Consider the following 24,294-nt stretch of genomic DNA (forward strand, 5'->3'; position numbering starts at 1 on the left):
TTGGCGACCACGCTCCGAACGGAGCGCGCCGGAGTGACGAGTGCCGCATGACGCCTCCACGCGATAGAGCATGGCGTCGCCGTCCGCGGACGGTGATGATGACAGCATGCGTCCTCGCGATCGGCGCGTGCATCGGACGCGCCGAAGCGACTGGCTGCAATTTCGAAATTCAGGGCGAGGGTCGCGTCGCAGCCGTCGTCGATGCGCGCAGCCTTCGGCTCGACGACGGCCGCGAGGTCAGGCTTGCCGGTATCGAGGTGGCCGACAAGGCGAAAGCCAAGGCAGCGCTGACGGCGCTGCTGGTCGGCCGCGAGGTGACGCTGCGCGGACAGGACGACACGCCGGACCGCTACGGCCGGCAGCCGGCCTACGCATTCCTCGCAGGTCACGAGATCCCCGTGCAGAGCGAGCTGCTGCGCCAGGGCCTCGCGCTGGTGTCGTCCGAGACCGCCGACAAGGACTGCGCCACGGCGCTGATGGCGGCCGAGGCCGAGGCGAGGGCCGCTCGATCGGGAACTTGGGCCGAGGCAACCGTCATAAAAAACGCCGAAAGTTCCGCCGATATTTTGGCCGGGATCGGGCGTTTTACAGTGGTCGAGGGCAGGGTTTTGTCCGTGCGTCAGGCGGGCGCGACGACCTACCTGAATTTCGGTCGAAACTGGACTCAGGACTTTGCTGCGACTATTTCAAGGCGCATAGTCCCTGCGTTTGAGGCGGCCGGGCTTGCGCCCAAGTCTCTGGAAAATCGTAAGATTCGTGTACGAGGCTGGGTGGAAGCACGACGTGGGCCGCGAATCGAACTGCTCCGGGTGGGGCAGCTTGAAGTGCTCGGCGGGAACTAGGGCCCAAGGGACTCAAGAAACCCAGGGGCCCTGCCCCGGTCTTTTTACGGGACAATTTGTGAGTTTTTGACGTGATTGAGCGCGCAGGACGGCGTGAAAAGGGGACTGGCCGCCGCCTTTCGGCTGTGCCGGCGCTTGTTTGCGCCGCCCTGACGCTGTCGGCCTGCGGCAATGTCGGCCGGTTCGAGCAGGCCACGCCCACGGCAGCGGCGGCGCCGGTAAAGCCGAACCGCGTGGTGCAGCAGACGCCCACGAGCGAGCGCGAGCATGAACGCATCCTGTCGTCCTATGGCGGCGCCTATGACGACCCGAAGCTCGAGGGCCTGATCAGCAAGACCGTCGAGCGGCTGGTCGCTGCCTCGGAACGGCCCGACCAGGCCTACAAGGTCACGATCCTCAATTCCGGCGCAGTCAACGCCTTCGCGCTGCCGACCGGCCAGCTCTATGTCACGCGCGGTCTGATTGCGCTCGCCAGCGACACCTCCGAGCTCTCCTCGGTGCTGAGCCACGAGATGGCGCATGTGCTGGCCAAGCACGCGGCGATGCGCGAGGACCAGGCCCGCCAGGCGGCGGTGGTGACGCGCGTCGTCACCGACATGAGCACCGATCCCGATCTCACCGCGCTGGCGCTCGCCAAGACCAAGCTGACGATGGCGAGCTTCTCGCGCCAGCAGGAGTTCGAGGCCGACGGCATCGGCGTCGGGATTGCCGCCCGCGCGCATTTCGATCCCTACGGCGCGGCGCGCTTCCTGACCGCGATGGAGCGCAATGCCGCGCTGAAGATCGGCAAGACCGCGCTCGATCCGCGCGCACAGGACTTCACCTCGTCGCATCCGGCGACGCCCGAGCGCATCAACAATGCGCAGACCACCGCACGGCAATACTCGTCGCCCGAAAGCAACGAGCGCGATCGCGAGACCTATCTCGCCGCGATCGACAACATCGTCTATGGCGAGGACCCCAGCGAAGGCTTCGTTCGCGGCCGCCGCTTCCTGCATCCCAAGCTCGGTTTCACCTTCACCGCGCCCGACAATTTCACGCTCGACAACACCGCGCAGGCGGTGATCGGCGTGCGCGAGGGCGGCAGCCAGGCGATGCGCTTCGACGTGGTGCGGGTGCCGGCCGAGCAGTCGCTCGGCGACTACCTGAATTCGGGCTGGATGGAAGGCGTCGAGAAGTCCTCGACCGAAGACCTCAACATCAACGGCTTTCCGGCGGCGTCGGCCACCGCGCATGGCGACCAGTGGCAGTTCAAGGTCTACGCGCTGCGCTTCGGCAGCGACGTCTACCGCTTCATCTTCGCCGCCAAGCAGAAGTCCACCGAGAGCGAGCGCAACGCGCGCGAGACCGTCAATTCATTCCGCCGCCTGACGCTTGACGAGATCCAGGCCGCGCGCCCGCTGCGCATCAAGGTCATCAACGTGCAGCCCGGCGACACCGTGGAATCGCTGTCGCACCGCATGTCCGGCGTCGATCACCCGACCGAGCGCTTCCGCGTGCTCAACGGCCTCGACGCCCATGCCCAGGTGAAGCCGCGCGACCGCGTCAAGATCGTGGTGGATTGAGGCCGCGAGGCGTCGCGCTCGCGCCTCACTACCGCTGTCGTCCCGGCGAAGGCCGGGACCCATAACCACAGCTATCGATTGATTGAAAACCCCAACAACATATTCCTGTGATTATGGGTCCCTGCTTTCGCAGGGACGACAGACAGAGAGCGCTCTACTTCGCCTTCTCCTTCAGGAAGGCGATGATGTCGGCGCGGTCCTTCGGATCCTGAACCTCGTAGAACATCTTGGTGCCCGGAACCATGGCGTCCGGACCGGTGAGCCATTTGTCGAGATTCTGCTCGGTCCACACGATCTTCGAATTCTTCAGCGCGTCCGAGTAATTGTAGCCCGCGACGGAGCCGGCAAGCCGGCCCACCACGCCCCTGTGCATCGGGCCGACGTCGTTCTTCTCGATCGAATGGCAATCGCCGCAGCCCTGGTACAGCGTGGCGCCGCGCGCCGCATCTCCCGCGGCACGGGCGCTGTTCACGGCGAGCAGAATCGCGATGGCCGCCATCGCGGCAATTTTGGCTTGCCGCGGCGCCAGCACGCCTGCGATCGAACGAATGGTCATTCCCGGGGCTCTCCTGTTTGCCACCACAACAGGAGCAGCCATGCTGCCATTCTATTCCCTGAAATGCCGTGCGCTTCGCGCGGCCGGCAACTGACGAAGATTTTTGAGCCAACCGGGAATATCCCCACGCGCCGCCGATCTCTATCGAAGCTGCCACCTCCGCAGCGGCGCCGGGCTATTGGAGCATCCCCAGTGTTTCAGAATCGGTTCGGCGCCGTCGCTCGACTTGCCGAACTCGGGTGCGTGCTTGCTGCGCTCACACTCGCAGCAGCCACCGCCGCGCGCGCGGACGGCTGTCCCAAGCCGAGCGACGAAATCGCGACCGACCGGCCCGACGTCACCAATTCGAGTATCGTCGTGCCGGTCGGGAGCCTGCAGAACGAGAACGGCATCAACCTGACCGGCCGCAGCAGTGGCCGCAGCATCGACGGCAGCAACAGCCGCTGGCGGCTCGGCATCGCCCCCTGCCTCGAAGTGCTGATCGACCTGCCGAGCTATGTCGGCACTGTGAAGTCGCCCGGCGCCTCGGGCTTTTCCGACGTCGCGCCGGGGATCAAATGGCAGATCAGCCCGCTGCCGCGGAAGCTCGACCTCTCGATCACGGCCGGCGTCGCGCTGCCGACGGGCGCGGCCGAAATCGCCGGGCGCGGCGCGCAGCCCTATATCCAATTGCCGTGGTCATGGGAGCTGCATGACGGCTGGGGCGTCAGCGGCATGTTCACCGAATTCTTCCGCCCCGCCGAGCTGACCGGCCGGCACATGTCGGAAGCGACCTTCGTGATCGAGAAGAAGCTGACCGAGCGGATCAGCGTGTTCACCGAATATGTCGGCGACTATCCCGACGGCGCGCGGCCGACCCAGCTCATCAACTCCGGCGGCCTGTACCAGATCACGCCGACCCAGCAGGTCGACTTCCATGTCGCGTTCGGGCTCAACCGCAACTCGCCGAACTACATCGTCGGCCTGGGCTATTCGTTCCGCGTCGACGGATTGTTCCGCTGAGGATGCTTCCTCCCTCCCCCTGAAAGGGGGAAGGTCGGGATGGGGATCAGCCACAGGCGACGCTCTATGCGGAGAGAGAGGATCCCCACCCGCTTTGCTCTGGCGAGCAAAGCGACCTCCCCTTTTCAAGGGGAGGTGGGCACGCCTCGTGGATGGAAACGAGGCCGTGCGCCATCTGCTGCTTGACTAATTGACTTCCGCTTCGCGCAATCCGCTCAGCCACAGCGCCAGCAGCGTCCACACCGCGCCCGACAGCAGATACGCGCCGGCCGAGATCAGGCCGAAATGCGTCGCCAGCAGCAGCGCAGCGAGCGGCGCAAAGCCGGCACCGAACAGCCAGGCGAAATCCGAGGTCAGTGCCGAGGCCGTGTAGCGATAGTTGCGCGCGAAGCTTGAGGCGATCGCGCCCGACGACTGGCCGAACGACAGGCCGAGCAGCACGAAGCCGAGCACCATGTACACAGTTTCACCGAACGCGCCGGCGTCGAGCAGCTGCGGCGCGAAGCCGCTATACACCGCGATCGCGACCGCCGAGCCCAGCAGCAGCGGCTTGCGGCCGACGCGGTCGGCGATCATGCCGGAGGCGACGATCGCGACCACGCCGACCATCGCGCCGATCATCTCGATGATGAGGAAGCGCACCGGGCTTTCCTTGGTGAACAGGAACACCCAGGACAGCGGAAACACCGTGACCATGTGGAACAGCGCAAAGCTCGCCAGCGGCGCGAAGGCGCCGAGCAGGATGTTGCGGCCCTCCTGCGCGACGGTCTCGCCGACCCGCGCCGGCTCGAGATCGCGGCTTTCGAACAGCTCGGAATATTCATCCGTCGCCACCATGCGCAGCCGCGCGAACAGCGCCACCACGTTGATGGCGAAGGCGACGAAGAACGGATAGCGCCAGCCCCAGTCGAAGAAATCATCCGCCGAGAGGTTGCCGGCGAAGAAGGCGAACAGCGCGCTGGCCACGATCAGACCGAGCGGCGCGCCGAGCTGCGGCACCATCGCGTACCAGCCGCGGCGATGCGCCGGCGAATTCATCGCCAGCAGCGAGGCAAGGCCGTCCCAGGCGCCGCCCCAGGCGATGCCCTGCAGCACGCGCGCGGCGGCCAACAGCCAGATCGCCGCGACGCCGATCGTGTCGTAGCCGGGCAGGAAGGCGAGCGCGACCGTGGCGGTGCCGAGCAGGAACAGCGCGATGACGAGCTTGGCGCCCTTGCCGTGGCGGCGGTCGACCGCCATGAAGATGACGGTGCCGAGCGGCCGCGCGGCGAAGGCCAGCGCGAAGATGCCGAACGAATAGAGCGTGCCGGTCAGTTCATTGACGAACGGAAACACCAGCTTCGGAAACACGATGACCGAGGCGATCGCATAGACGAAGAAGTCGAAGAATTCCGACGTGCGTCCGATGATGACGCCGATGGCGATATCGCCGGGTTTCGCCTGCGCGTGACCTGATGCGGTCGGGGTGCCGTGAGCCATTGCTGGGGCTTGTGCCATCGCCGGAGAACCGTCCTTTGGAGCATGATCCGGGAAAGCGGAAACCGGTTTTCCCTCGCGACAAACGCGGAATGCGTTTGCGCGGAGACCATGCTCAAGCAAGAGATGAGGCCACGGGCGGAATTTGCCACGCGGTCCACCTCACCTTCTGACCCTCCATCTCGCAGTGCAACATTGGACAAATTGTCCAATGTGAACTTTGCTGCATCGCAGCTACCCCTTGGCGGAACTCATAAAATTCAAGTGGGGTGAGCCGTGCGCGCCTTGAAATTATTGGCCTTATTGCCGTTCGCGGCGCTCCTTGGCGGGTGCGATTTCGTCGTCCTCGCCCCTGCCGGCGACATCGCCGCCCAGCAGCGCGACCTCGTCGTCATCTCGACCGTCCTGATGCTCATCATCGTGCTTCCGGTGATGGCGCTGACTGTGTTCTTCGCCTGGCGCTACCGCCAGTCCAACACCGCGGCCCCCTATGAGCCGGAGTGGGATCACTCCACCCAGCTCGAGCTCGTGATCTGGTCGGCGCCGCTGCTGATCATCATCTGCCTGGGCGCACTGACCTGGATGGGCACCCATCTGCTCGATCCCTACCGCTCGCTCGGCCGCATCGCCGCCGACAAGCCGATCGAGAGCAAGGACGCCCCGCTCAATGTCGAGGTGGTCGCACTCGACTGGAAGTGGCTGTTCATCTACCCGGACTACGGCGTCGCTGCCGTCAACGAGCTCGCAGCTCCGGTCGACCGCCCGATCCGCTTCCGCATCACGGCGTCCTCCGTGATGAACTCGTTCTACATCCCCGCACTTGCCGGCCAGATCTACGCCATGCCCGGCATGGAGACCAAGCTGCACGCGGTCGCCAACAAGGAAGGCACCTATCGCGGCTTCTCCGCCAATTACAGCGGCGCCGGCTTCTCCGGCATGCACTTCGAGTTCAAGAGCCTGTCGGCAACGGATTTCGACAAGTGGATCGGCAGCGCCAAGGCCAGCGCCAGCATGCTCGGCCGCACCGACTATCTGCAGCTCGAGCGTCCGAGCCAGAACGATCCGGTCCGGCTCTACCGCTCGGTCGATCGCGATCTCTACAAGGCGATCCTCAACATGTGCGTCGAGCCCGGCAAGATGTGCATGAGCGAGATGATGGCGATCGACGCCAAGGGCGGCCTCGGCCGCGAAGGCCTCAACAACACGCTGCCGCTGACCTACGACAAATATGCCCGCCGCGGCGCGCCGCTCGGCTCTGAGCCGACCTTTGTCGCCGGCATCTGCTCGATGGACGAGATCAAGGACGCGCCGTCGCGCGAGGTCACCGCGCCGCTCGACCTGACGCCGCTGCGCGGCTTCGGGCTGAAGCGCCCGCCGTTCTCGCCCGCGCATCCGTCGTCGACATCCTTGCTGCTCGGCCAGCATCCGAAATCAGAGTCCTGAGGAGGACCGCATGAATCCCGATCTCGTCAAGATGGTCTTCGGTCGCCTCAATCTGGAAGCGCTGCCGTTCCATGAGCCGATCCTGGTCGGCACCTTCGCGGTGGTGGCGACCGGCGGCCTCGCGCTGTTTGCGATCGTCACCTACTTCCGGCTCTGGACCTATCTGTGGCGCGAATGGTTCACCACCGTGGACCACAAGCGCATCGGCATCATGTACATGATCCTCGGCATCGTGATGCTGCTGCGCGGCTTCGCGGACGCGCTGATGATGCGGCTGCAGCAGGCGATCGCGTTTGGCGGCTCCGACGGCTATCTGCCGGCCCATCACTACGACCAGATCTTCACCGCGCACGGCGTGATCATGATCTTCTTCGTGGCAATGCCGCTGGTCACCGGCCTGATGAACTACGTGGTGCCGCTGCAGATCGGCGCTCGCGACGTCTCCTTCCCGTTCCTCAACAATTTCAGCTTCTGGATGACGGTCGGCGGCGCCGTGCTGGTGATGATGTCGCTGTTCGTCGGTGAATTCGCCCGCACCGGCTGGCTCGCCTACCCGCCGCTGTCGAACATCGGCTACAGTCCCGACGTCGGCGTCGACTATTACATATGGGGACTACAGGTCGCCGGCGTCGGTACGACGCTATCGGGCATCAACCTGATCTGCACCATCGTCAAGCTGCGCGCGCCGGGCATGACGATGATGAAGATGCCGGTGTTCACCTGGACCTCACTCTGCACCAACGTCCTGATCGTCGCCTCCTTCCCGGTGCTGACAGCGGTGCTGGCGCTGCTGTCGCTGGATCGTTACGTCGGCACCAACTTCTTCACGAACGACTTCGGCGGCAACCCGATGATGTACGTGAACCTGATCTGGATCTGGGGCCACCCCGAGGTCTACATCCTGGTGCTGCCGGCGTTCGGCATCTTCTCCGAGGTGACCGCGACGTTCTCCGGCAAGCGGCTATTCGGCTACACCTCGATGGTCTACGCCACCGTCGTCATCACCATCCTGTCCTACCTGGTCTGGCTGCACCACTTCTTCACGATGGGCTCCGGCGCCAGCGTGAACTCGTTCTTCGGCATCACCACCATGATCATCTCGATCCCGACGGGCGCGAAGATGTTCAACTGGCTGTTCACGATGTATCGCGGCCGCATCCGCTTCGAGCTGCCGATGATGTGGACGGTGGCATTCATGCTGACCTTCGTGATCGGTGGCATGACCGGCGTGCTGCTGGCGGTGCCGCCGGCCGATTTCGTGCTGCATAACAGCCTGTTCCTGATCGCGCATTTCCACAACGTGATCATCGGCGGCGTGCTGTTCGGCCTGTTCGCCGGCATCAACTACTGGTTCCCGAAGGCGTTCGGCTTCAGGCTCGATCCGTTCTGGGGCAAGCTGTCGTTCTGGTTCTGGGTCTCGGGCTTCTACTTCGCCTTCATGCCGCTCTACGTGCTCGGCCTGATGGGCGTGACCAGAAGGCTCCGCGTGTTCGACGATCCGTCCTTGCAGATCTGGTTCATCATCGCGGGCTTCGGCGCGTTCCTGATCCTGCTCGGCATCGTCGCGATGCTGGTGCAGTTCGCGGTCAGCATTCTGCGCCGCGAGCAGCTGAAGGACACCACCGGCGATCCCTGGAACGCGCGGACACTGGAATGGGCGACCTCCTCGCCGCCGCCGGACTACAACTTCGCCTTCACGCCCGTGGTCTACGACAACGACGCCTGGTGGGACATGAAGCGCCGCGGCTACAGGCGCCCGCTGACCGGCTTCAAGCCGATCCACATGCCGTCCAACACCGGCACCGGCATCATCCTCGCCGGCTTCGCGACGGTGATGGGGTTCGCCCTGATCTGGTACATCTGGTGGCTCGCCGCCGTCAGCTTCGTTGCGCTGCTCGCGGTCGCGATCGGCCACACCTTCAACTATCACCGCGACTTCCACATCCCGACGGATGAGGTGGTGCGGGCCGAAGAGGCGCGGACGCGCGTTCTCGCCGCGGGAGCCCAGACATGAGCGTTGCAACCGTTTCCACCCAAGCCTTCCAAGACTCCGAGCCGGTCTTTCACGTCATCGACGAGCACGCGCATCCGGAAGGCGCCAGCACCATGCTGGGCTTCTGGATCTACCTGATGAGCGACTGCCTCATCTTCGCGATGCTGTTCGCGACCTATGGCGTGCTCGGCGGCAACTATGCCGCCGGCCCGGCGCCGAAGGACCTGTTCGATCTCAAGCTGGTCGCGCTCAACACCACGATGCTGCTGCTCTCCTCGATCACCTATGGCTTCGCCATGCTGACGATGGAGAAATCGAGGATCGGCGCGACGCAGGCCTGGCTCGCCATCACCGGGTTGTTCGGCCTCGCTTTCCTCGGCATCGAGCTCACCGAGTTCGCCCACATGATCCATGAGGGCGCGACGCCGCAGCGCAGCGCCTTCCTGTCGTCGTTCTTCACGCTGGTCGGCACCCACGGCCTGCACGTCACCTTCGGCCTCGTCTGGCTGGTGACGCTGATGGTGCAGACCGCGCGCTTCGGCCTCACCGAAGCCAACCAGCGCCGGCTGATGTGCCTCTCGATGTTCTGGCACTTCCTCGACGTGGTCTGGATCGGCGTCTTCACCTTCGTCTATCTCCTGGGAATGCTGCGATGACAAAAGAAGCTCACGCTCTCGAAGCCAACGCCGGCGGGCACGGCCACGACGCTCACGGCGGGGCATCCCATGGCTCGCTGCAGAGTTATCTGATCGGCTTCAGCCTGTCGGTCATCCTCACCGCCGTGCCATTCTGGCTGGTGATGACCGGTGCCATCGCCGACAAGCAGGTCACCGCGCTGATCGTGCTGGTGCTCGCCGCGGTGCAGATCGTCGTGCACATGGTGTACTTCCTGCACATGAACACGCGGTCCGAGAACGGCTGGACCATGATGGCGATGATCTTCACCGTGGTCATGGTGGTGATCGCGCTGACCGGCTCGCTGTGGGTCATGCATCACCTCAACATCAACATGATGCCGATGCACGACATGAGCCAGATGCCGTGACGAAGCGGAGCGCCTCAGACCCCTCTTCACCTCTCCCGCTTGCGGCGGAGCATAGGCCGCCCTTGGCGGCCGTCCTTGAAGGACGCCGAAGCAAAGCTTCGGCTATGACGCGCGCAGCGCGTGGCGGGTGGGGGCTCTCTCCACATAATGACCCTTCCGACTCGCGGCGACACCCCCACCCCAACCTTCCCCCGCAAGCGGGAGAGGGGGCGCAGTCCCGGCGCGGCCGCAATTCGACTCTCCGTCGCTATTCATTGCTCGCGCTGGGCATGCTGGGCTTGGTGCTGCTGGGCGCGCTCGGCGTCTGGCAGGTCGAACGCAGGAGCTGGAAGCTGGCGCTGATCGAACGGGTCGAGCAGCGCATGCATGCGGCGCCGGTCGCGCCGCCGCCGCCATCGTCATGGCCGGCCGTCACGGCCGCGAGCGATGAATACCGCCGCGTCACCGTACGCGGCACGTTCCTCAACGGCGACGAAACGCTGGTGCAGGCCGTCACTTCAGAGGGCCCCGGCTTCTGGGTACTGACCCCGCTGCAAGCCGCCGACGGAACCACCGTGCTGGTCAACCGCGGCTTTGTTCCCGCTGATAAACGCGACCCCGCGACACGGCGCGATGGCGAGCCGCAGGGCGCCGTCAGCGTCACCGGACTGCTGCGGATGTCGGAGCCGAAGGGCGGATTCCTGCGCAGCAACGACGCTTCGGCCGGCCGCTGGTATTCCCGCGACGTCGCCGCGATCGCCGCCGTGCACGGATTGTCGCATGTAGCCCCCTTCTTCATCGACGCCGATGCGACGCCAAATCCGGGCGGCTCCCCAATCGGCGGGCTCACGATCGTGCGGTTTCCGAACAACCATCTGATTTACGCGCTGACATGGTTCGCACTGGCCTTTATGCTGGCGGGCGCGCTCCTGCGCGTCATCAGCGGCAGGGGCCGCGCCGGCGCCTCCGATCCAAGGTGGGGCTCACGGCGCGCCGCCGTGCGCCGCCTGATCGGCGCAGCCCGCAATCTGTCTCGCGACACAGGCCCAGATGCTCGAGCGCACATCGGATCTGCATGACGACAAGGCCGCGACCGGCACGGCGGTGATGGCGTCCGCGACGGGCGCGGCCGCCGGCATGCCGTTCGATCTCGCCGCCCCCGCCGACATCGCGACCAATCGCAAGAACATGGCCCTCCTGGTCCAGCTGCGCTGGATCGCCGTGATCGGCCAGATCGCCACCATCGGCTTCGTGCAGTTCTGGTTGGGCGTCGCGCTGCCGCTGCTGCCCTTGGCGGCCGTGATCTCCGGACTGGTGGCACTCAATGTCGTCAGCCTGCTGTGGCTGCGCTACCGCGCCGACATCAACAACCGCGAGCTGCTGGTCGCGCTGGCGCTCGACGTGGCGGCGCTGACCGCCCTGCTCTATCTCAGCGGCGGCGCCACCAACCCCTTCACCTCGCTCTATCTGCTGCAGGTGACGCTTGGCGCGGTGCTGCTCGATGCGCCCTCGACCTGGTCGCTGGTGGCGCTGGTCTGCATGAACTTCGCCTGGCTGACCAGCTATTACCGGCCGCTGGAGCTGCCGCAGCATGGTTTCGCCGATGCCTTCAACCTCTATATCGCCGGCACCTTCATCGGCCTCGTGCTCGACGCCGTGCTGCTCGTGGTGTTCATGACCCGGATCAACCGCAATCTGCGCGATCGCGACCTGCGCCTCGCGGCGCTGCGCCAGCACGCCACCGAGCAGGATCACATCGTCCGGATCGGCCTCCTGGCCTCCGGTGCCGCGCACGAGCTCGGCACGCCGCTCGCCTCGCTCTCGGTCATCCTGGGCGACTGGCGCCGGATGCCCGCGCTCGCCTCCGATCCTGAGCTGTCGCAGGACCTCGGCGAGATGGAGATCTCGGTGCAGCGCTGCAAGTCGATCGTCACGGGCATCCTGCTCTCGGCCGGCGAGGCCCGCGGCGAAGGCTCCTCGCCGACCACGGTCGCGGCGTTCCTGACGGCGCTGGTCGAGGAATGGCGGACGACGCGGCCGTCGGCCACGCTGTATTTCCGCAACGCCTTCGGCGCTGATCTCGCGATCGTATCCGACATCGCGCTCAAGCAGGCGATCTTCAACGTGCTCGACAACGCCGCCGAGGTCTCGCGCGACTGGATAGAGCTGACCGCCGAGCGCAATGCCGACCGCCTGGTGCTGTCGGTGACCGATCGCGGCCCGGGTTTCTCGCGCGAGATGCTGGCGCATATCGGCAAGCCGTATCAATCGACCAAGGGCAGCCCCGGCAGCGGCCTTGGCCTGTTCCTGGTGGTCAACGTCGTGCGCAAGCTGGGCGGCGTGGTGACGACGCGCAACCGGCCGGACATCGGCGCCGCGGTCAAGCTCGAGCTGCCGCTCTCGACGCTCGCGATCGGAGACCATCTTGACGGATGAACGCCAGCTCCTGATCGTCGAGGACGATGCCGGCTTTGCTCGCACGCTGAAACGCTCGTTCGAGCGCCGCGGCTATGATGTGGCGGTGTCGGCCTCGCTCGACGAGGTCCGCCAGCTGCTCGAGCAGCAATCGCCCGGCTATGCGGTGGTCGACCTGAAGCTCGCCGGCGGTGCATCGGGGCTTGCCTGCGTCGAGGCGCTGCACGCGCACGACCCCGAGATGCTGATCGTCGTGCTGACCGGGTTCGCCAGCATCGCGACCGCGGTCGAGGCGATCAAGCTCGGCGCCTGCCACTATCTGGCCAAGCCGTCGAACACCGACGACATCGAGGCCGCGTTCCTTAAAGCGCAAGGCAACGCCGCCATCGAGGTCGGCGCGCGGCCGACCTCGATCAAGACGCTGGAATGGGAGCGCATCCACCAGACCCTGATCGAGACCGATTTCAACATCTCCGAAGCCGCCCGCCGGCTCGGCATGCACCGCCGGACGTTGGCGCGCAAGCTCGAGAAGCAGCGGGTGAAGTAGGCGATAGAGGCGGATGACGCCAACGAGACACGCGAACGCGCGTCTGATTCAGCCGGTCGCCTCTCGCGCCGTCACGACATCGCGGCAACATCCGCCGCAGTGTCAATGTACTCCTGAAAGCGGACCGCCTTCCCGTCACGGTACTTGAAAACGTGGGCCCATTCGTTCGTTACAGTCTTGCCTGTTTTCTTTGCCCGCGCCGTGAGTGTACCCAGGACCACGACCGTGTCGCCCTGCTCAATCATCTCACGCGGTGCAAACTCGCTGAATTCCAGGTTCTCACCGACCTGGACGAAGAAGTTCGCAATCTGCTGCTTGCCCCTAAAGGTCCCGGCCCAAGGCAACTTATCCTGGGGACCTGGGGTTATCCACGTACAGTCGTCATCGATCAGATCCCTCATGAGCGCCGGAATGTCACCACGTTGAAAGGCCTCATAACCCTTCCTGGTCGCCTCAACATTCGATGCCATCGGATTTCTCCTCGCTGCAAATTGATGGGTCAATTTAATGTCGATCAAATAACGGCAGGGCGGTCAGCATAGCACGCCGCGCTCCGGTTGCCGTCGTCATCCATGAAGCAAGACAGGACGATACTGGTCAGGATCGTTTACGTAGCTTCGAGCGTCGTTGCGGCTCGCTTCGCTGCCAGTGTATAGCGACGGCATGAGTAATGCCGACAAGGTCTTCCAACCCGGCCCTGACAATGCCGACGATGCGGCCATGATCGCGGCGGCGATCCGCTGCACCGACGATTTCACCGACCGCTTCAATGCTCGCGATCTCGCCGGCACGGACGCGCTGCTGCACTTCCCGCACGTCATTCTGTCCGGCGAGCAGCTCGTGATCTGGGAAGGCCCGGGCCAGCTGCCGCCGTCGTTCTTCGACAATCTGGCGCGCACCACGGGATGGGCGAAGAGCACCTATCAGCGCAAGGAGCCGGTGCTGGTCAGTCCGCGCAAGGTTCACCTCCTGGTCGAATACAGCCGCGACCGCGCCGATGGATCGATCATCACTCGGCACCGCAATCTATGGATTGTGACCTCCGAGAACCGCCGCTGGGGCATCAAGCAGCGCTCGAATTGAGCACGCGGCGCGGCAGCATCAACGGCGTCGCCGACGGGCTACCGCCGAGCCAGGAAGGCCCCCAGCAAGAATGCAACGGCAAGTGATTGAAGCGGAGCCGCCCTGGCCGCCTCACTCAAGTGATGCAGCCACCGATCTTGCTGCGGCAAAGGTTCGAATACGCCGCGCTCAGCCATCTGACGGATCGCCTCTGACGCCTGTTCTATGCGTTGTTCAGGGCTGGCAGCGGAAGCAATGGGGTTTTCGTTAGCCATCGGACGAACGGACCTTCTGTATCAACGCTAACGTCCCTCGATTGCGGACTGTTCCTCGACTCCTTCAGTAAGCGATGCGCTCAGTCATTCCCGAAGAAATTCGCGAACGGACGAGGCGGGGAGTCGTCGCTTTCGGACGCCATGATCGGCGCTTCGCGGCGTTGTGCCTGCTCCAAGAGCACCGGAGCTTCGCGGCGTTGCTCGCCTTGCTCGATGCGCCGCTGTTGACGCTTCGCCTGCTCGGTCGCGACGCGCTTCGCCTTGCGTTCGGCGTAGCGCTTACGCCGCTCCTTTTCTGCAATGTCAGATTTTCTCGTGTCGACCACGTCTGCCTGCTTCTCGACAGGCGCTTGTACGTCCTTGACTGGCTCCGGTGGTGAGGCTGCGTCTGGCGTGGCGGGCTCTCGTTGGGTGGCAGGCTGCGGTGGCTGCGCGGCTTCTGCCGTGGATGGCAGGATAACGCGCGCTGGTTCCGCAGGCGCTGGCGAAGAGACGCGCGCGGGGGCGCCGGCAGAATCCTTAAGCGCCGAATTCGCCATGAACAGTCCACCACCGAACCCAGCGCCTAGGATAATAAAAGTTGTTCCAACGCCTGCGAAAAAAATGCCTGCCTTTGATGTCATGGTCCGCTCTCCTCATTGGCGAGCGAACGCGCGAAAGTTACCGGCGTTCCGTTTCGGGATAACTCGGCAACGAGTGCCGCTGGTCCAAGAGTCCAGCGGCGCGGACAGTTTGGAGTAGCGATCTGCCCGGGCGAAGGTCGCAGTCGTGGGACTGCAACTTGCGGAGAGCCTGCACCCTCACCCGGATTGCATTTGCCGAGGTAAGCGTGCCCCACGGACACGCCGCCAAGGCAAAAAGCCCGGTCTTGCGACCGGGCTTTTGTTTTCAATCCGTCGAACCCTTTCAGGCGGCTTCGTCCTCGACGGCGGTATCGTCGCCATCGTTGTCGAGATCCTCACCGTCGGCCTCGCCCTCGGCGTCGCCTTCAGCGGACTCGGCCTTGGCGCCGCGGCGCGGGCTCTTGGCGAGTTGGCCTTCGATCTCCTTGATCGCCTCGGTCTCGGTCGAGTGCTGCACGACCGCGATCTCGCGCGACAGACGGTCGAGCGCCGCTTCATAGAGCTGGCGTTCGCTGTAGGACTGCTCGGGCTGCGATTCCGAACGATAGAGATCGCGGACCACCTCGGCGATCGCGACGATGTCGCCCGAGTTGATCTTCGCTTCATATTCCTGGGCGCGGCGCGACCACATGGTGCGCTTGACGCGGGCGCGGCCCTTCAGCGTCTCCAGCGCCTTCTTGACCAGCGCCGGCTCCGACAGCTTGCGCATGCCGACATTGGCGACCTTCGCCGTCGGGACGCGCAGCGTCATCTTGTCCTTCATGAAATTGATCACGAACAGCTCGAGCTTGGCGCCCGCGATCTCCTGCTCCTCGATCGCCAGGATCTGGCCGACGCCGTGAGCGGGATAGACCACGAATTCGTTGGCCTTGAAGCCCTGGCGCTGGGTCACGACCTTCTTCGGCTCCTCGACGCGCGGCGCGGCGGCCGGCTTGGCGGCGGCCTTCGGAGCAGCGGCGGGGACGGTAGCCTTCGGGGCGGCCGGCTTCGGCGCAGCAGCCGTCTTGGTCGCGGCAGGCTTGGGGGCGACCTTGGCAGCAGCGGGCTTCGCAGCTGCCGCTTTCGCGGCAGTCTTGGCAGTCTTTTCTGGCATCACGCTTCTTTTGTTCTTTGAGGACTTTGCAGCCGCCGCCTTCTTGGCGCCCTTCACAGACGCCTTGGCACGGCCCTTGGTTGCGCTGCGAGCAACGACAGCGGCTTTTTTCGTCGTCTTTGAAGCACTCTTTTTACGCGTTTTCTGTGACACAGCCTGCGCGCGGAAACTGCCACGCCCCTGTTCGAGTTTGCGGGAACCTCGAAGCCACAAGGTACGCATGGCAGGGGGTTCTTGGCCTGTAATGTGTCAGATATAGCACATTTTCCGCAAAAATCAATGGTTTACGCCCGATTCCGGGCATAACAGGGGCCGTTCAGGTCATATGTCCGTCATTAGGGTTAAATCGGCGGCTTAACGGAGGGCCGCGGCGGACCGACGTCCACCCTTACCGTGGTAATCTCTGGCGAATCAGTCGCCGCTGCCCGGATTCGGAGAAAAATATTTCTCGAACTTGCCTTCCTTGCCTTCCCACTCCTTGGCGTCTTCGGGCGACTCCTTCTTCTGGGTGATGTTCGGCCAGCTCTTGGCGTAGTCGCGGTTGACCTCGAGCCACTTCTCCAGGCCCGGCTCGGTGTCCGGCTTGATGGCGTCCGCCGGGCATTCCGGCTCGCACACGCCGCAATCGATGCATTCGTCGGGATGGATGACCAGCATGTTCTCGCCCTCGTAGAAGCAATCGACGGGGCAGACCTCGACGCAGTCGGTATATTTGCACTTGATGCAGGCTTCAGTGACGACGTAGGTCATCCAAAACTCCGGAACGATCGATTTTTCTGGGGTTGCGTAGCGCAGGAATACCGGGGCCGCAAGGGAAGCGGCCCTCGAAAAACGCCAGTATTCTCACGCTCCTGCCACCCCAAATTGAGATAGCAAGCGCTAGATAACTACTCCTTACCGGCCTGCAAATTGCCGGCCTGCAAATCCTCGTACAGCACGCGCGCCGAACTGGCATCGCCGCGCCGCTCGGCAAAGCCTGTCACCTTCAGCACGCGGACGCTGTTGTCGAGCGCGACGGTGACGACATCACCCGCCTTGACCGCATGGCCCGGCGATTTCTCGCGCGTGCCATTGATGCGGACATGACCTGACGCGACGAGTTCAGCCGCGCTGGTGCGGGCCTTCACCAGGCGCGCATGCCACAGCCATTTGTCGAGGCGCTGTCGATCCAAACTAGACCAAGCGTTAAACCAAGGGTTGGACTATTCCTTCCGGCCTGCGAGCTGCTCTTTCAGGGCAGCGAGCTTGGCGAATGGCGAATTCGGATCGATCGGCCGGTCGCGCTCGCGCGGCGCGCTCGAGGCGTAGGGCCGATGCGACGGGCCGCCCTCGCGCTTGTCGCGGCCGCCCTTGCCGAAATCGCGGCCGCCGCGGTCACGATCGCCGCGCTCGCCCTTGCGATCGCCGCCGAACTTGTTGTCGCGGCGACGCTCATTGTCGCGATCGCGACCTTTGCCTTCGAAGCGTTCGCGGCGCTGGCCCTTGTCGTCCCTGTTGTCGCGCGCCTGGGCGCCCTCGGCGGGCGCCGCAGCCGGATCCGCCGGCGCACCCGGGCGCGGCGTGCGGAAATCCTGATGACGGCGCGGACGGCGATGATGTTCGCGCTTGTTGTCGCCCTCACCGCCGCCTTCAGCGGCCTGCGCGCCCTCGGCAGGCTTGCCCTGGTGACGGCCGCGGTTGCGATCATGGCCGCGATGATGCGGACGGCGCTCGTCGGAACGGCCACCGGGACGCCAGACTTCGACCAGCTGCGGCTCGGCCGGCGTCTCCGCGGTGGCGGGAGCGGCTTCAGCCGGTGCTGCCTCGGCACCCGCGGTCTCCCCGGCCGCTTCAGTGGCGGTCTCGGACGGCGTCTCTGCGGTGGCTTCCGCGGCAGGCGCGGGCTCGGATACCGCTTCAGAAGCGGGCGCCTCAGCGGTGGGCTCTGTGGCAACTTCTGCTACGGGCTCTGGCTTGGTCTCGACGACGACCGGCGTCGCCTCGCTGGACACCACCTCGGCAAAGCCGACATCGGGCAGCAGCGCGGCCGATGGTGCGGGATCGCCGGACACCGGCTGATCCGTGGCAGCTTCCGGCGCATCGGCCACAACTTCGGCAGTGGCACCGACCGGCGCATCCACGGCAGCGTCAGACGTCGCCTCGACCGGCGGCGTCTCGGCGGCAACCGTCTCGGTGGTCCCGGCCACGGTCTCCGTGGTCTCGGCGACGGCCTCCGTGGTCTCTGCCGGTGTGGCCTCAACGGGCTTCGGCGGCAGCGGCGGACGGCGGTCCATGCGGTAGCCGAGCGCGCGCAGGATCGAGGCAAAGTCCTCGCCGGCGGAGCCGGTCAGCGAGGTCATCGCCTGCGTCACGACAAAGCCGCGGCCGTCGAACGCGCCCGCAGGCTTCTCGCCCGGCGAGGTCTCGCGCCAGGCCAAAGCGGGGCGGATCAGATCGGCGAGCCGCTCCAGGATGTCGACGCGCACCGCGCGCTCGCCGCACTGGCGATAGCCGAGCACGCGATAGGCATCGCGGGCGAGTTGCTTGTCGACCGGGAACGAGGTGCGGCCGCTACTCGCGAGATGCTGCACATTCGACAGCGCCGCCATGTCGACATTGCTCTGCTTCTCGGCCCACAGCAGCGAGGCCAGCGAGCGCGCCGCGGGCTTCAACAGCTGCGGGAAATAGATGTGGTAGGCGCCGAACCGCACGCCGTATTTGCGCAAGGCCGCGCGCGAGGGCTGGTCGAGATCCTTCATCTCGGCCGCGATCTTCGCGCGTTCGAGCACGCCGAGCGCCTCGACCAGCTGGAAGGCGATGCCGCGGGCGATGCCCTGCAGGTCCTCGGCCTTGGACAGTTCGAACAGCGGCCCGAGCAGCTTTTCGATATGCGTCTTAAGCCAGAGATCGAGCCGGGTCTGCACCGCCTCGCGCGATGCGCCGGTCAGCCGCTCGTCGGAGATGATGCGCAGCCGCGGATGCAGAGCGTCGTCGGCGGCCACCAGCTTGGCGACCGCATCGCCGGTCCAGCGGATGGTGCCGTCGGAGGTCAGCACGAACTGCTCGTCGGGCGCGGCGCCCAGTTTCTCGGCGCGCGCATCGATCTCGCGTGCCAGCACCTGCTGGGCGGCGGCTTGCAGCGCCTTGGCGTCGCTGCCGGCCTCGGCCGCATCAGGTGCGAAGGTGAAACCATCGAGCCGGCCGATCACGTGGCCTTCCACGATCACTTCACCGGTCTTGCCAATTTCCGTATTCAAAACTGAGTTCTCCCGCAGGCGGCGCATCAATACACTGGTCCGCCTGTCAACGAAACGCTCCGTGAGCCGTTCATGCAGCGCATCGGATAATTTATTTTCGAGCTCGCGCGTGATCCCCTGCCAGTGGTCCGGGTCGTAAAGCCAGTCCGGCCGGTTGGCAACAAAGGTCCAGGTCCTGATCTGCGCGATCCGGCCCGATAGCGTGTCGATATCGCCGTCGGTCCGGTTGGCCTGGTCGACCTGGGAGGCAAACCATGCGTCAGGGATACGCCCCTTTTGCATCAGGAAGCCATACAGCGTGGTCACGAGTTCGGCATGGGCGGCCGGCGACAGCTTTCGATAGTCCGGAACCTGGCAGGCCTCCCACAGCCGCTCGACCGCTTTAGCCCCATGCGCCAATTCGCGCACCTCGGCGTCGCGCGCGACATGCTCGAGCACCCGCAGGTCCTCGGCCACCGGGGCCCGCGTCAGTGCCTCATGATTGGGCGACAGCGCCAGCGACACCTGCAACGCGCCGAGCGAGGCGAAATCGAGCTTGGCGTTGCGCCATTGCAGCACCTTGACGGCGTCGAAGGTATGGTTCTGCAGCGCGTTGACGAGCTCCGGCTCGAACGGCGCACAGCGCCCGGTGGTGCCGAAGGTGCCGTTGCGCGTCGCGCGGCCGGCGCGGCCCGCGATCTGCGCGAATTCGGCCGGCGTCAGGCGGCGGAACTGATAGCCGTCATATTTGCGGTCGGAGGCGAAGGCGACGTGATCGACGTCGAGATTGAGACCCATGCCGACCGCGTCGGTGGCGACGAGGTAATCGACGTCGCCGTTCTGGAACATCGCAACCTGCGCATTGCGCGTGCGCGGCGAGAGCGAGCCCAGCACCACCGCCGCGCCGCCATGCTGACGGCGGATCAATTCGGCGATCGCGTAGACCTCGTCCGCCGAGAACGCCACGATCGCGGTGCGTCGCGGCTGCCGCGTGATCTTGCGGTCGCCGGCGAATTCGAGCTGCGACAGCCGCGGCCGCGTGATGATCGAGGCACCCGGCAGCAGCCGCTCGATCATCGGCCGCATTGTTGCCGCGCCCAGCAGCAGCGTCTCGTCGCGGCCGCGGCGATTGAGGATGCGATCGGTGAACACATGCCCGCGCTCGAGATCGGCGGCGATCTGGATCTCGTCGACCGCGAGAAAGGATACATCGAGATCCCGCGGCATCGCCTCGACGGTCGAGACCCAGAAGCGCGGCGCCTTCGGCTTGATCTTCTCCTCGCCCGTGACCAGCGCGACGTTGTCGACACCGGCGCGATCCGCGATCTTGTTGTAGACCTCGCGCGCCAAGAGCCGCAGCGGCAGCCCGATCAGGCCGGACGAATGCGCCAGCATGCGCTCGATGGCCAGATGCGTCTTGCCGGTGTTGGTCGGCCCGAGCACCGCGGTGACGCCTGCACCGGGCACGCGGTCATTTCCGAACGAATTTGAGAAAGCCATATTTTGCAGGTGTTTCTTGAATTTGTTGGGGCGCTCTCTGATCCGTCATCCCCGGTACAACGGCGAATTCGCCGTTGTACCTGCGAGGAGCGCGTCAGCGCGTCTCGAAGGATGCATGGCCGAGATCGACCCGTTTGCGGCGATCTTGATGAGACAGCAGGGCCGTCGCCCTTCGAGACGGCCGCTGCGCGGCCTCCTCAGGGTGACGGTGAGGGATTGACGCTCTGGTCTTCACTCCTTCACGCGTCCTTTCACAAAATCTGTCTCACAATGCGACGCTTTCCGCGCCCGGCTTAAGCTCTGGAACGAGTCTAGAACGAATCGCGGCCGAATCGCTGACTCGATTTGGGACCTGAAACGTTCACCGCAACATCTCGGGTAGGCTGACGGCGGCGGCACTAGATCAAGTTTGAGAGGGCTCCACAAGCACAGGATATGCGGACTGAATTCCTTAAGTTCCAGGGGTGACCGAGTCGAATCAGAAGCGGGCAAGAGTCAACTGGATTCCGGTGACGTTCGTTGCATGGCGCAGGGCAATCACCCTCTCAGTCCCGTCATCCTGAGGAGCGCGTAGCGCGTCTCGAAGGATGCACGGCCCGGCTGGTGGCGTCGCCCTTCGAGACGGCCGCTTCGCGGCCTCCTCAGGGTGACGGTCTGGCTACCGCGTAGCCCGCATGAGCGAAGCGATATGCGGGACGACTATCCCCGGATAGCGCTTCGCTTATCCGGGTTACGACAGGGGGTTACTGCGTCTTCGCCACGCGCGGCGGCGCGGCTGTCGTCACGAACGAGGTGGCTTCCAGCATGGCCTGGCCGAGCGGGGTCGGGATCGTCATGCGGAACGGCACCAGCAGGCGGGTGCCGGCGATCGGCACGAAGGCGATCTCGATGTTGCGCTGGGCGGCGAGATATTTGATCACGGGTCGATCCGGGATGTAGCCCGAGATCGGCACGAAATAGAGCGCGCAGACCAGCGCCGGGCCGTGGTAGCCGCGCTCGGCCTTGACGATCTCGACCCGCTTGAAATCGAGCTTCAGGTCGTAGCGCATGCGGCCGTCGAAGATGCCGGCGCCGCTGCGGCAGATATCCGGGCTCATCAATTCGGCATTGCCGGGGGCGCGCAGGAACGAGCCGGTCATCGGATCGAACACGTTCTTCTTCTGCGCGTCGGTCACCGGCAGGCGGTCGGCATCGACCGGCGGCTCCGGCTCGATCGAGGATTCCTTGATGCCGCCATTGGCCAGCACCATCCGGATCGTCTCCGACTTCTTCGAGGTGGTGGTGGTCGCGGTGTAGGAGGAGGCCGCCAGCGCCCCGTTGACGACGCGGCCCTGCGAGGCGCCCGCGCCGGAGCCGCCGGAAAACGCCTTCAAGAGGCCCGCGGTGCCGCCCTGGGCCGAGGCCGAGAAGGTGTCGTCGCCGATTTCGATGGTCCAGCTGCCCTTGCCGACCGGGATACCGGCCAAGGTCGCCTCATACTGGGCGTCGAGCCGACCCTGCGCGCTGGCGCGCTCGGCGCAAAACAGCAGCAAAGCGCCGGCGCACAGGCCGAGCAGCCGGCCGAGCGGGGGCAAAATGGCAATGACGGTGGTCACTTAACCTACCTGACGGTCCTGCTATCGGCGCTCTATCCGTTGTCCATTTCGGCGTTCAATTCGGCCGGACAACAAGGCGCATCTTGTATGGAACCTAGACTTGCAGCCGAATACGCCCTTTATATGGTTGCCATATCCGCCGTTAAGTGGCTGGAAGACCTTATGAACCGGCAATTCCGGTGCCCGGCATGCGGCGATATAATCTTGACGCTCGGGTATTCTCCCCCTATACACCCGCGGTTCCTGGAAAATGGACGCGAATTCAAAACCCCCGCGCGGGCCGTGTGATTGCACGCCCTTCGAGCGGCGGGGATGCAATAAGGATTTTGTAAGATGTCCCGGCGCTGCGAACTGACGGCCAAGGGCCCCCAGACGGGCCACAAGGTGAGCCACTCGAACATCAAGACCAAGCGGCGCTTCCTGCCGAACCTGGCCAACATCACCTTCATCTCCGAAGCGCTCGGCCGCAACGTGCGCCTTCGCGTCTCGACCAACGCGCTGAAGAGCGTCGACCACAATGGCGGCCTCGACGCCTACCTGCTCAAGGCCAAGGCCGACGTGCTCTCGCCCCGCGCTTTGGATCTCAAGCGCGCGATCGAGAAGAGGTCGGCAAGCCCGCGCCGGTGAAGAAGGCGAGCTGAGCTAGACGCGAACGCGGAATTCGCGGAGAGAGTTTTGAACGGCCGGGTCGGATGACCCGGCCGTTTTTGTTTTGGGAAGATCGTCTCGTTCACCTCTCAGGCGCATCCCTCGCGGAATCATCCGAGAGCGAGCATTTCAATTTGCGATAGTGCAGTGCTTGGACAGGTTGTTGAGGCAATCGCAGGGAGCCGATACATCGCAGCAATCGCGTCTGAGTTCACCCTGAGCTCGGGACCCATGGGTGCGTGCGTGCTGGCACCCGGCGTTCCCTTCGCCCTCTGCCGACAAGCGAAGCTGCCGCAAAGCTCAGGCCGATCGCGCCGCGAGACTACGCGCGCGCACCCTCTCCTGCTGTCTGACAGGTGAATCGATCCGACCGATGTGCGCTCGCGCACGCGCGGATGAGTAGCGAGTGGATTTTTCTTTTCGTGATTGCGCACAGAGCAAAACAATCCATCGTACAGCGCCAAGAGAGATGGATTGCTTCCGCCTTCGCCAAGGCGGACAAGTCGTCGCTTCGCTCCTCGCAATGACGGCGTCGCTAATGACTACGACAGTCCGCTGACAGCTGCCGCCAATGACAGCGGTATCATCTCTTCCATCACGCGCACATCACACGAGTCTTCTGCTTGATGCATCGAGAGTGCGTGAAGAAACACTTAACGCAGGCGCTCCGACCCACAAAGAAAGCCTATAAATAAAGGCAAAAGCGGCTTCTCGCGTGGACTTGTCGCGCCGCAGCCTTGGCGAAGGCGGACGTTAATCACAACATCACTGTGCATCATCACGAGCGCATGAGGCGCATGCAAAACGCCACGATCTCTTCCAACTATTAGTGTGCAAACAAGCCGTCCGACACGAATGCGATTCGACGCAGGCCAAGCCCGCATCGTCTCGAAGACCGTGAGGGACATCACGGCCAGCACAACTGATTGTGAGGCATGTGCGCCGCACTCTTGGGAAGAAGCCTGGCCGTTCCTATGTCACGTCCAAAGAACGACCCCGATAAAGGAATTCGTCAATGCAAGTTCGCGCAGCCGATCCGCGCGGAAGACTGGTGCCTGCGATCGCAACCGCCGCCGTGGCGGTGCTCGCGACGGCCGCCCTCGTCATCCTCGAATTCAACCCGCCTCGCAATGTGCAGGCCGCGGCCGAGCCCGGCATGATCACCTCCGCCGCCGCCAGCAGAGCGGGCGCGACCGTGCTGCCGACCGATCCGGTGACGACCGGCAGCGTGCGCGTGCGCTAAAGGTTATTCCCTCGCCCCGCCCTTGCGGGGAGAGGGTTAGGGTGAGGGGCTTCTCTCCACACGTTAGGTCGCCGTTAGACCTGTACCCCCTCACCCGGATCGCATTGCGCTACGCTACATGCGATCCGACCTCTCCCCGCAAGCGGGGCGAGGTTAAGGGAAGCGGCATTCCGCTCC

General features: G+C 64.7%; 22 protein-coding genes. 13 read left to right on the forward strand and 9 right to left on the reverse strand.

The annotated features are described in order from the left end of the window. The first annotated feature begins 95 nt into the window (after positions 1-95). Positions 96-842, forward strand: a complete 747-nt coding sequence (locus ACVWYP_RS02955; RefSeq protein ID WP_304497674.1) for a thermonuclease family protein — start codon at positions 96-98, stop codon at positions 840-842. 71 nt (positions 843-913) lie between these two features. Beyond that, the gene (locus tag ACVWYP_RS02960; protein WP_304497675.1) at positions 914-2,407 is read left to right on the forward strand and encodes a M48 family metalloprotease; all 1,494 of its coding nucleotides are present in this window, start codon (positions 914-916) and stop codon (positions 2,405-2,407) included. 154 nt (positions 2,408-2,561) lie between these two features. Here the strand turns inward: ACVWYP_RS02960 and ACVWYP_RS02965 are convergent, their stop codons facing one another. Beyond that, positions 2,562-2,963 (reverse strand): c-type cytochrome, encoded by a 402-nt coding sequence (locus ACVWYP_RS02965; protein ID WP_304497676.1) that lies wholly within the window; start codon positions 2,961-2,963, stop codon positions 2,562-2,564. 192 nt (positions 2,964-3,155) lie between these two features. On the opposite strand from ACVWYP_RS02965, the gene ACVWYP_RS02970 reads away from it, so the two are divergent. Further along, positions 3,156-3,965, forward strand: coding sequence for a transporter (locus ACVWYP_RS02970; protein WP_304497677.1), 810 nt, complete (start codon positions 3,156-3,158; stop codon positions 3,963-3,965). A 186-nt stretch (positions 3,966-4,151) separates the two neighbouring features. Here ACVWYP_RS02970 and ACVWYP_RS02975 read toward each other — a convergent pair whose 3' ends face one another. After that, entirely contained in the window at positions 4,152-5,444 is a 1,293-nt protein-coding gene (locus ACVWYP_RS02975; RefSeq protein WP_304497678.1) for an MFS transporter, read from the reverse strand. 273 nt (positions 5,445-5,717) lie between these two features. On the opposite strand from ACVWYP_RS02975, the gene cyoA reads away from it, so the two are divergent. From cyoA to ACVWYP_RS03010, 7 genes are all read left to right on the forward strand, one after another. Next, positions 5,718-6,884 (forward strand): ubiquinol oxidase subunit II, encoded by a 1,167-nt coding sequence (gene cyoA / locus ACVWYP_RS02980; RefSeq protein ID WP_304497679.1) that lies wholly within the window; start codon positions 5,718-5,720, stop codon positions 6,882-6,884. Positions 6,885-6,894: 10 nt separating this feature from the next. After that, the gene (cyoB, locus tag ACVWYP_RS02985; RefSeq protein ID WP_304497680.1) at positions 6,895-8,898 is read left to right on the forward strand and encodes a cytochrome o ubiquinol oxidase subunit I; all 2,004 of its coding nucleotides are present in this window, start codon (positions 6,895-6,897) and stop codon (positions 8,896-8,898) included. Then, a complete protein-coding gene (gene cyoC, locus ACVWYP_RS02990; RefSeq protein WP_304497681.1) occupies positions 8,895-9,533 on the forward strand; it encodes a cytochrome o ubiquinol oxidase subunit III in 639 nt (212 codons plus the stop codon). The genes cyoB and cyoC overlap by 4 nt, the downstream gene beginning before the upstream one ends. Further along, positions 9,530-9,922 (forward strand): cytochrome o ubiquinol oxidase subunit IV, encoded by a 393-nt coding sequence (gene cyoD / locus ACVWYP_RS02995; protein ID WP_304497682.1) that lies wholly within the window; start codon positions 9,530-9,532, stop codon positions 9,920-9,922. Before cyoC ends, cyoD begins: the two co-directional genes overlap by 4 nt. Positions 9,923-10,191: 269 nt before the next feature. Next, positions 10,192-10,980 (forward strand): SURF1 family protein, encoded by a 789-nt coding sequence (locus ACVWYP_RS03000; RefSeq protein ID WP_304497683.1) that lies wholly within the window; start codon positions 10,192-10,194, stop codon positions 10,978-10,980. Between the two features lie 28 nt (positions 10,981-11,008). Further along, positions 11,009-12,337, forward strand: coding sequence for an ATP-binding protein (locus ACVWYP_RS03005; RefSeq protein WP_439711230.1), 1,329 nt, complete (start codon positions 11,009-11,011; stop codon positions 12,335-12,337). Next, positions 12,327-12,863, forward strand: a complete 537-nt coding sequence (locus ACVWYP_RS03010) for a response regulator transcription factor (protein ID WP_304497685.1) — start codon at positions 12,327-12,329, stop codon at positions 12,861-12,863. The genes ACVWYP_RS03005 and ACVWYP_RS03010 overlap by 11 nt, the downstream gene beginning before the upstream one ends. Before the next feature lie 71 nt (positions 12,864-12,934). Here the strand turns inward: ACVWYP_RS03010 and ACVWYP_RS03015 are convergent, their stop codons facing one another. Further along, the gene (locus tag ACVWYP_RS03015) at positions 12,935-13,333 is read right to left on the reverse strand and encodes a nuclear transport factor 2 family protein (RefSeq protein WP_028341877.1); all 399 of its coding nucleotides are present in this window, start codon (positions 13,331-13,333) and stop codon (positions 12,935-12,937) included. Between the two features lie 193 nt (positions 13,334-13,526). Between ACVWYP_RS03015 and ACVWYP_RS03020 the strand changes: the two genes are divergently transcribed. Next, positions 13,527-13,946 carry a hypothetical protein gene (locus ACVWYP_RS03020; RefSeq protein ID WP_304497686.1) on the forward strand — a complete coding sequence of 140 codons (420 nt, stop codon included), beginning with the start codon at positions 13,527-13,529 and terminating at the stop codon, positions 13,944-13,946. Between the two features lie 334 nt (positions 13,947-14,280). On the opposite strand, the gene ACVWYP_RS03025 is transcribed toward ACVWYP_RS03020, so the two are convergent. From ACVWYP_RS03025 to ACVWYP_RS03050, 6 genes are all read right to left on the reverse strand, one after another. Continuing rightward, complete coding sequence (locus ACVWYP_RS03025; protein ID WP_304497687.1) at positions 14,281-14,823, reverse strand: hypothetical protein; 543 nt, start codon at positions 14,821-14,823, stop codon at positions 14,281-14,283. A gap of 283 nt (positions 14,824-15,106) precedes the next feature. Beyond that, positions 15,107-15,916, reverse strand: coding sequence for a CarD family transcriptional regulator (locus ACVWYP_RS03030; protein ID WP_304497688.1), 810 nt, complete (start codon positions 15,914-15,916; stop codon positions 15,107-15,109). A 411-nt stretch (positions 15,917-16,327) separates the two neighbouring features. After that, positions 16,328-16,666, reverse strand: coding sequence for a ferredoxin FdxA (gene fdxA, locus ACVWYP_RS03035; protein ID WP_304497689.1), 339 nt, complete (start codon positions 16,664-16,666; stop codon positions 16,328-16,330). A 137-nt stretch (positions 16,667-16,803) separates the two neighbouring features. Beyond that, positions 16,804-17,088 (reverse strand): RNA-binding S4 domain-containing protein, encoded by a 285-nt coding sequence (locus ACVWYP_RS03040; RefSeq protein ID WP_028341879.1) that lies wholly within the window; start codon positions 17,086-17,088, stop codon positions 16,804-16,806. Between the two features lie 30 nt (positions 17,089-17,118). Continuing rightward, positions 17,119-20,631 carry a helicase-related protein gene (locus tag ACVWYP_RS03045; RefSeq protein WP_304497690.1) on the reverse strand — a complete coding sequence of 1,171 codons (3,513 nt, stop codon included), beginning with the start codon at positions 20,629-20,631 and terminating at the stop codon, positions 17,119-17,121. Between the two features lie 743 nt (positions 20,632-21,374). Continuing rightward, positions 21,375-22,205 carry a DUF3108 domain-containing protein gene (locus ACVWYP_RS03050; RefSeq protein WP_439711231.1) on the reverse strand — a complete coding sequence of 277 codons (831 nt, stop codon included), beginning with the start codon at positions 22,203-22,205 and terminating at the stop codon, positions 21,375-21,377. Positions 22,206-22,559: 354 nt separating this feature from the next. Between ACVWYP_RS03050 and rpmB the strand changes: the two genes are divergently transcribed. Further along, the gene (gene rpmB, locus ACVWYP_RS03055; protein ID WP_304497691.1) at positions 22,560-22,853 is read left to right on the forward strand and encodes a 50S ribosomal protein L28; all 294 of its coding nucleotides are present in this window, start codon (positions 22,560-22,562) and stop codon (positions 22,851-22,853) included. Between the two features lie 1,036 nt (positions 22,854-23,889). Continuing rightward, positions 23,890-24,117 (forward strand): hypothetical protein, encoded by a 228-nt coding sequence (locus tag ACVWYP_RS03060; RefSeq protein WP_028336196.1) that lies wholly within the window; start codon positions 23,890-23,892, stop codon positions 24,115-24,117. Positions 24,118-24,294: the final 177 nt, after the last annotated feature.

It is taken from the genome of Bradyrhizobium sp. USDA 3262 (genome assembly GCF_054060035.1).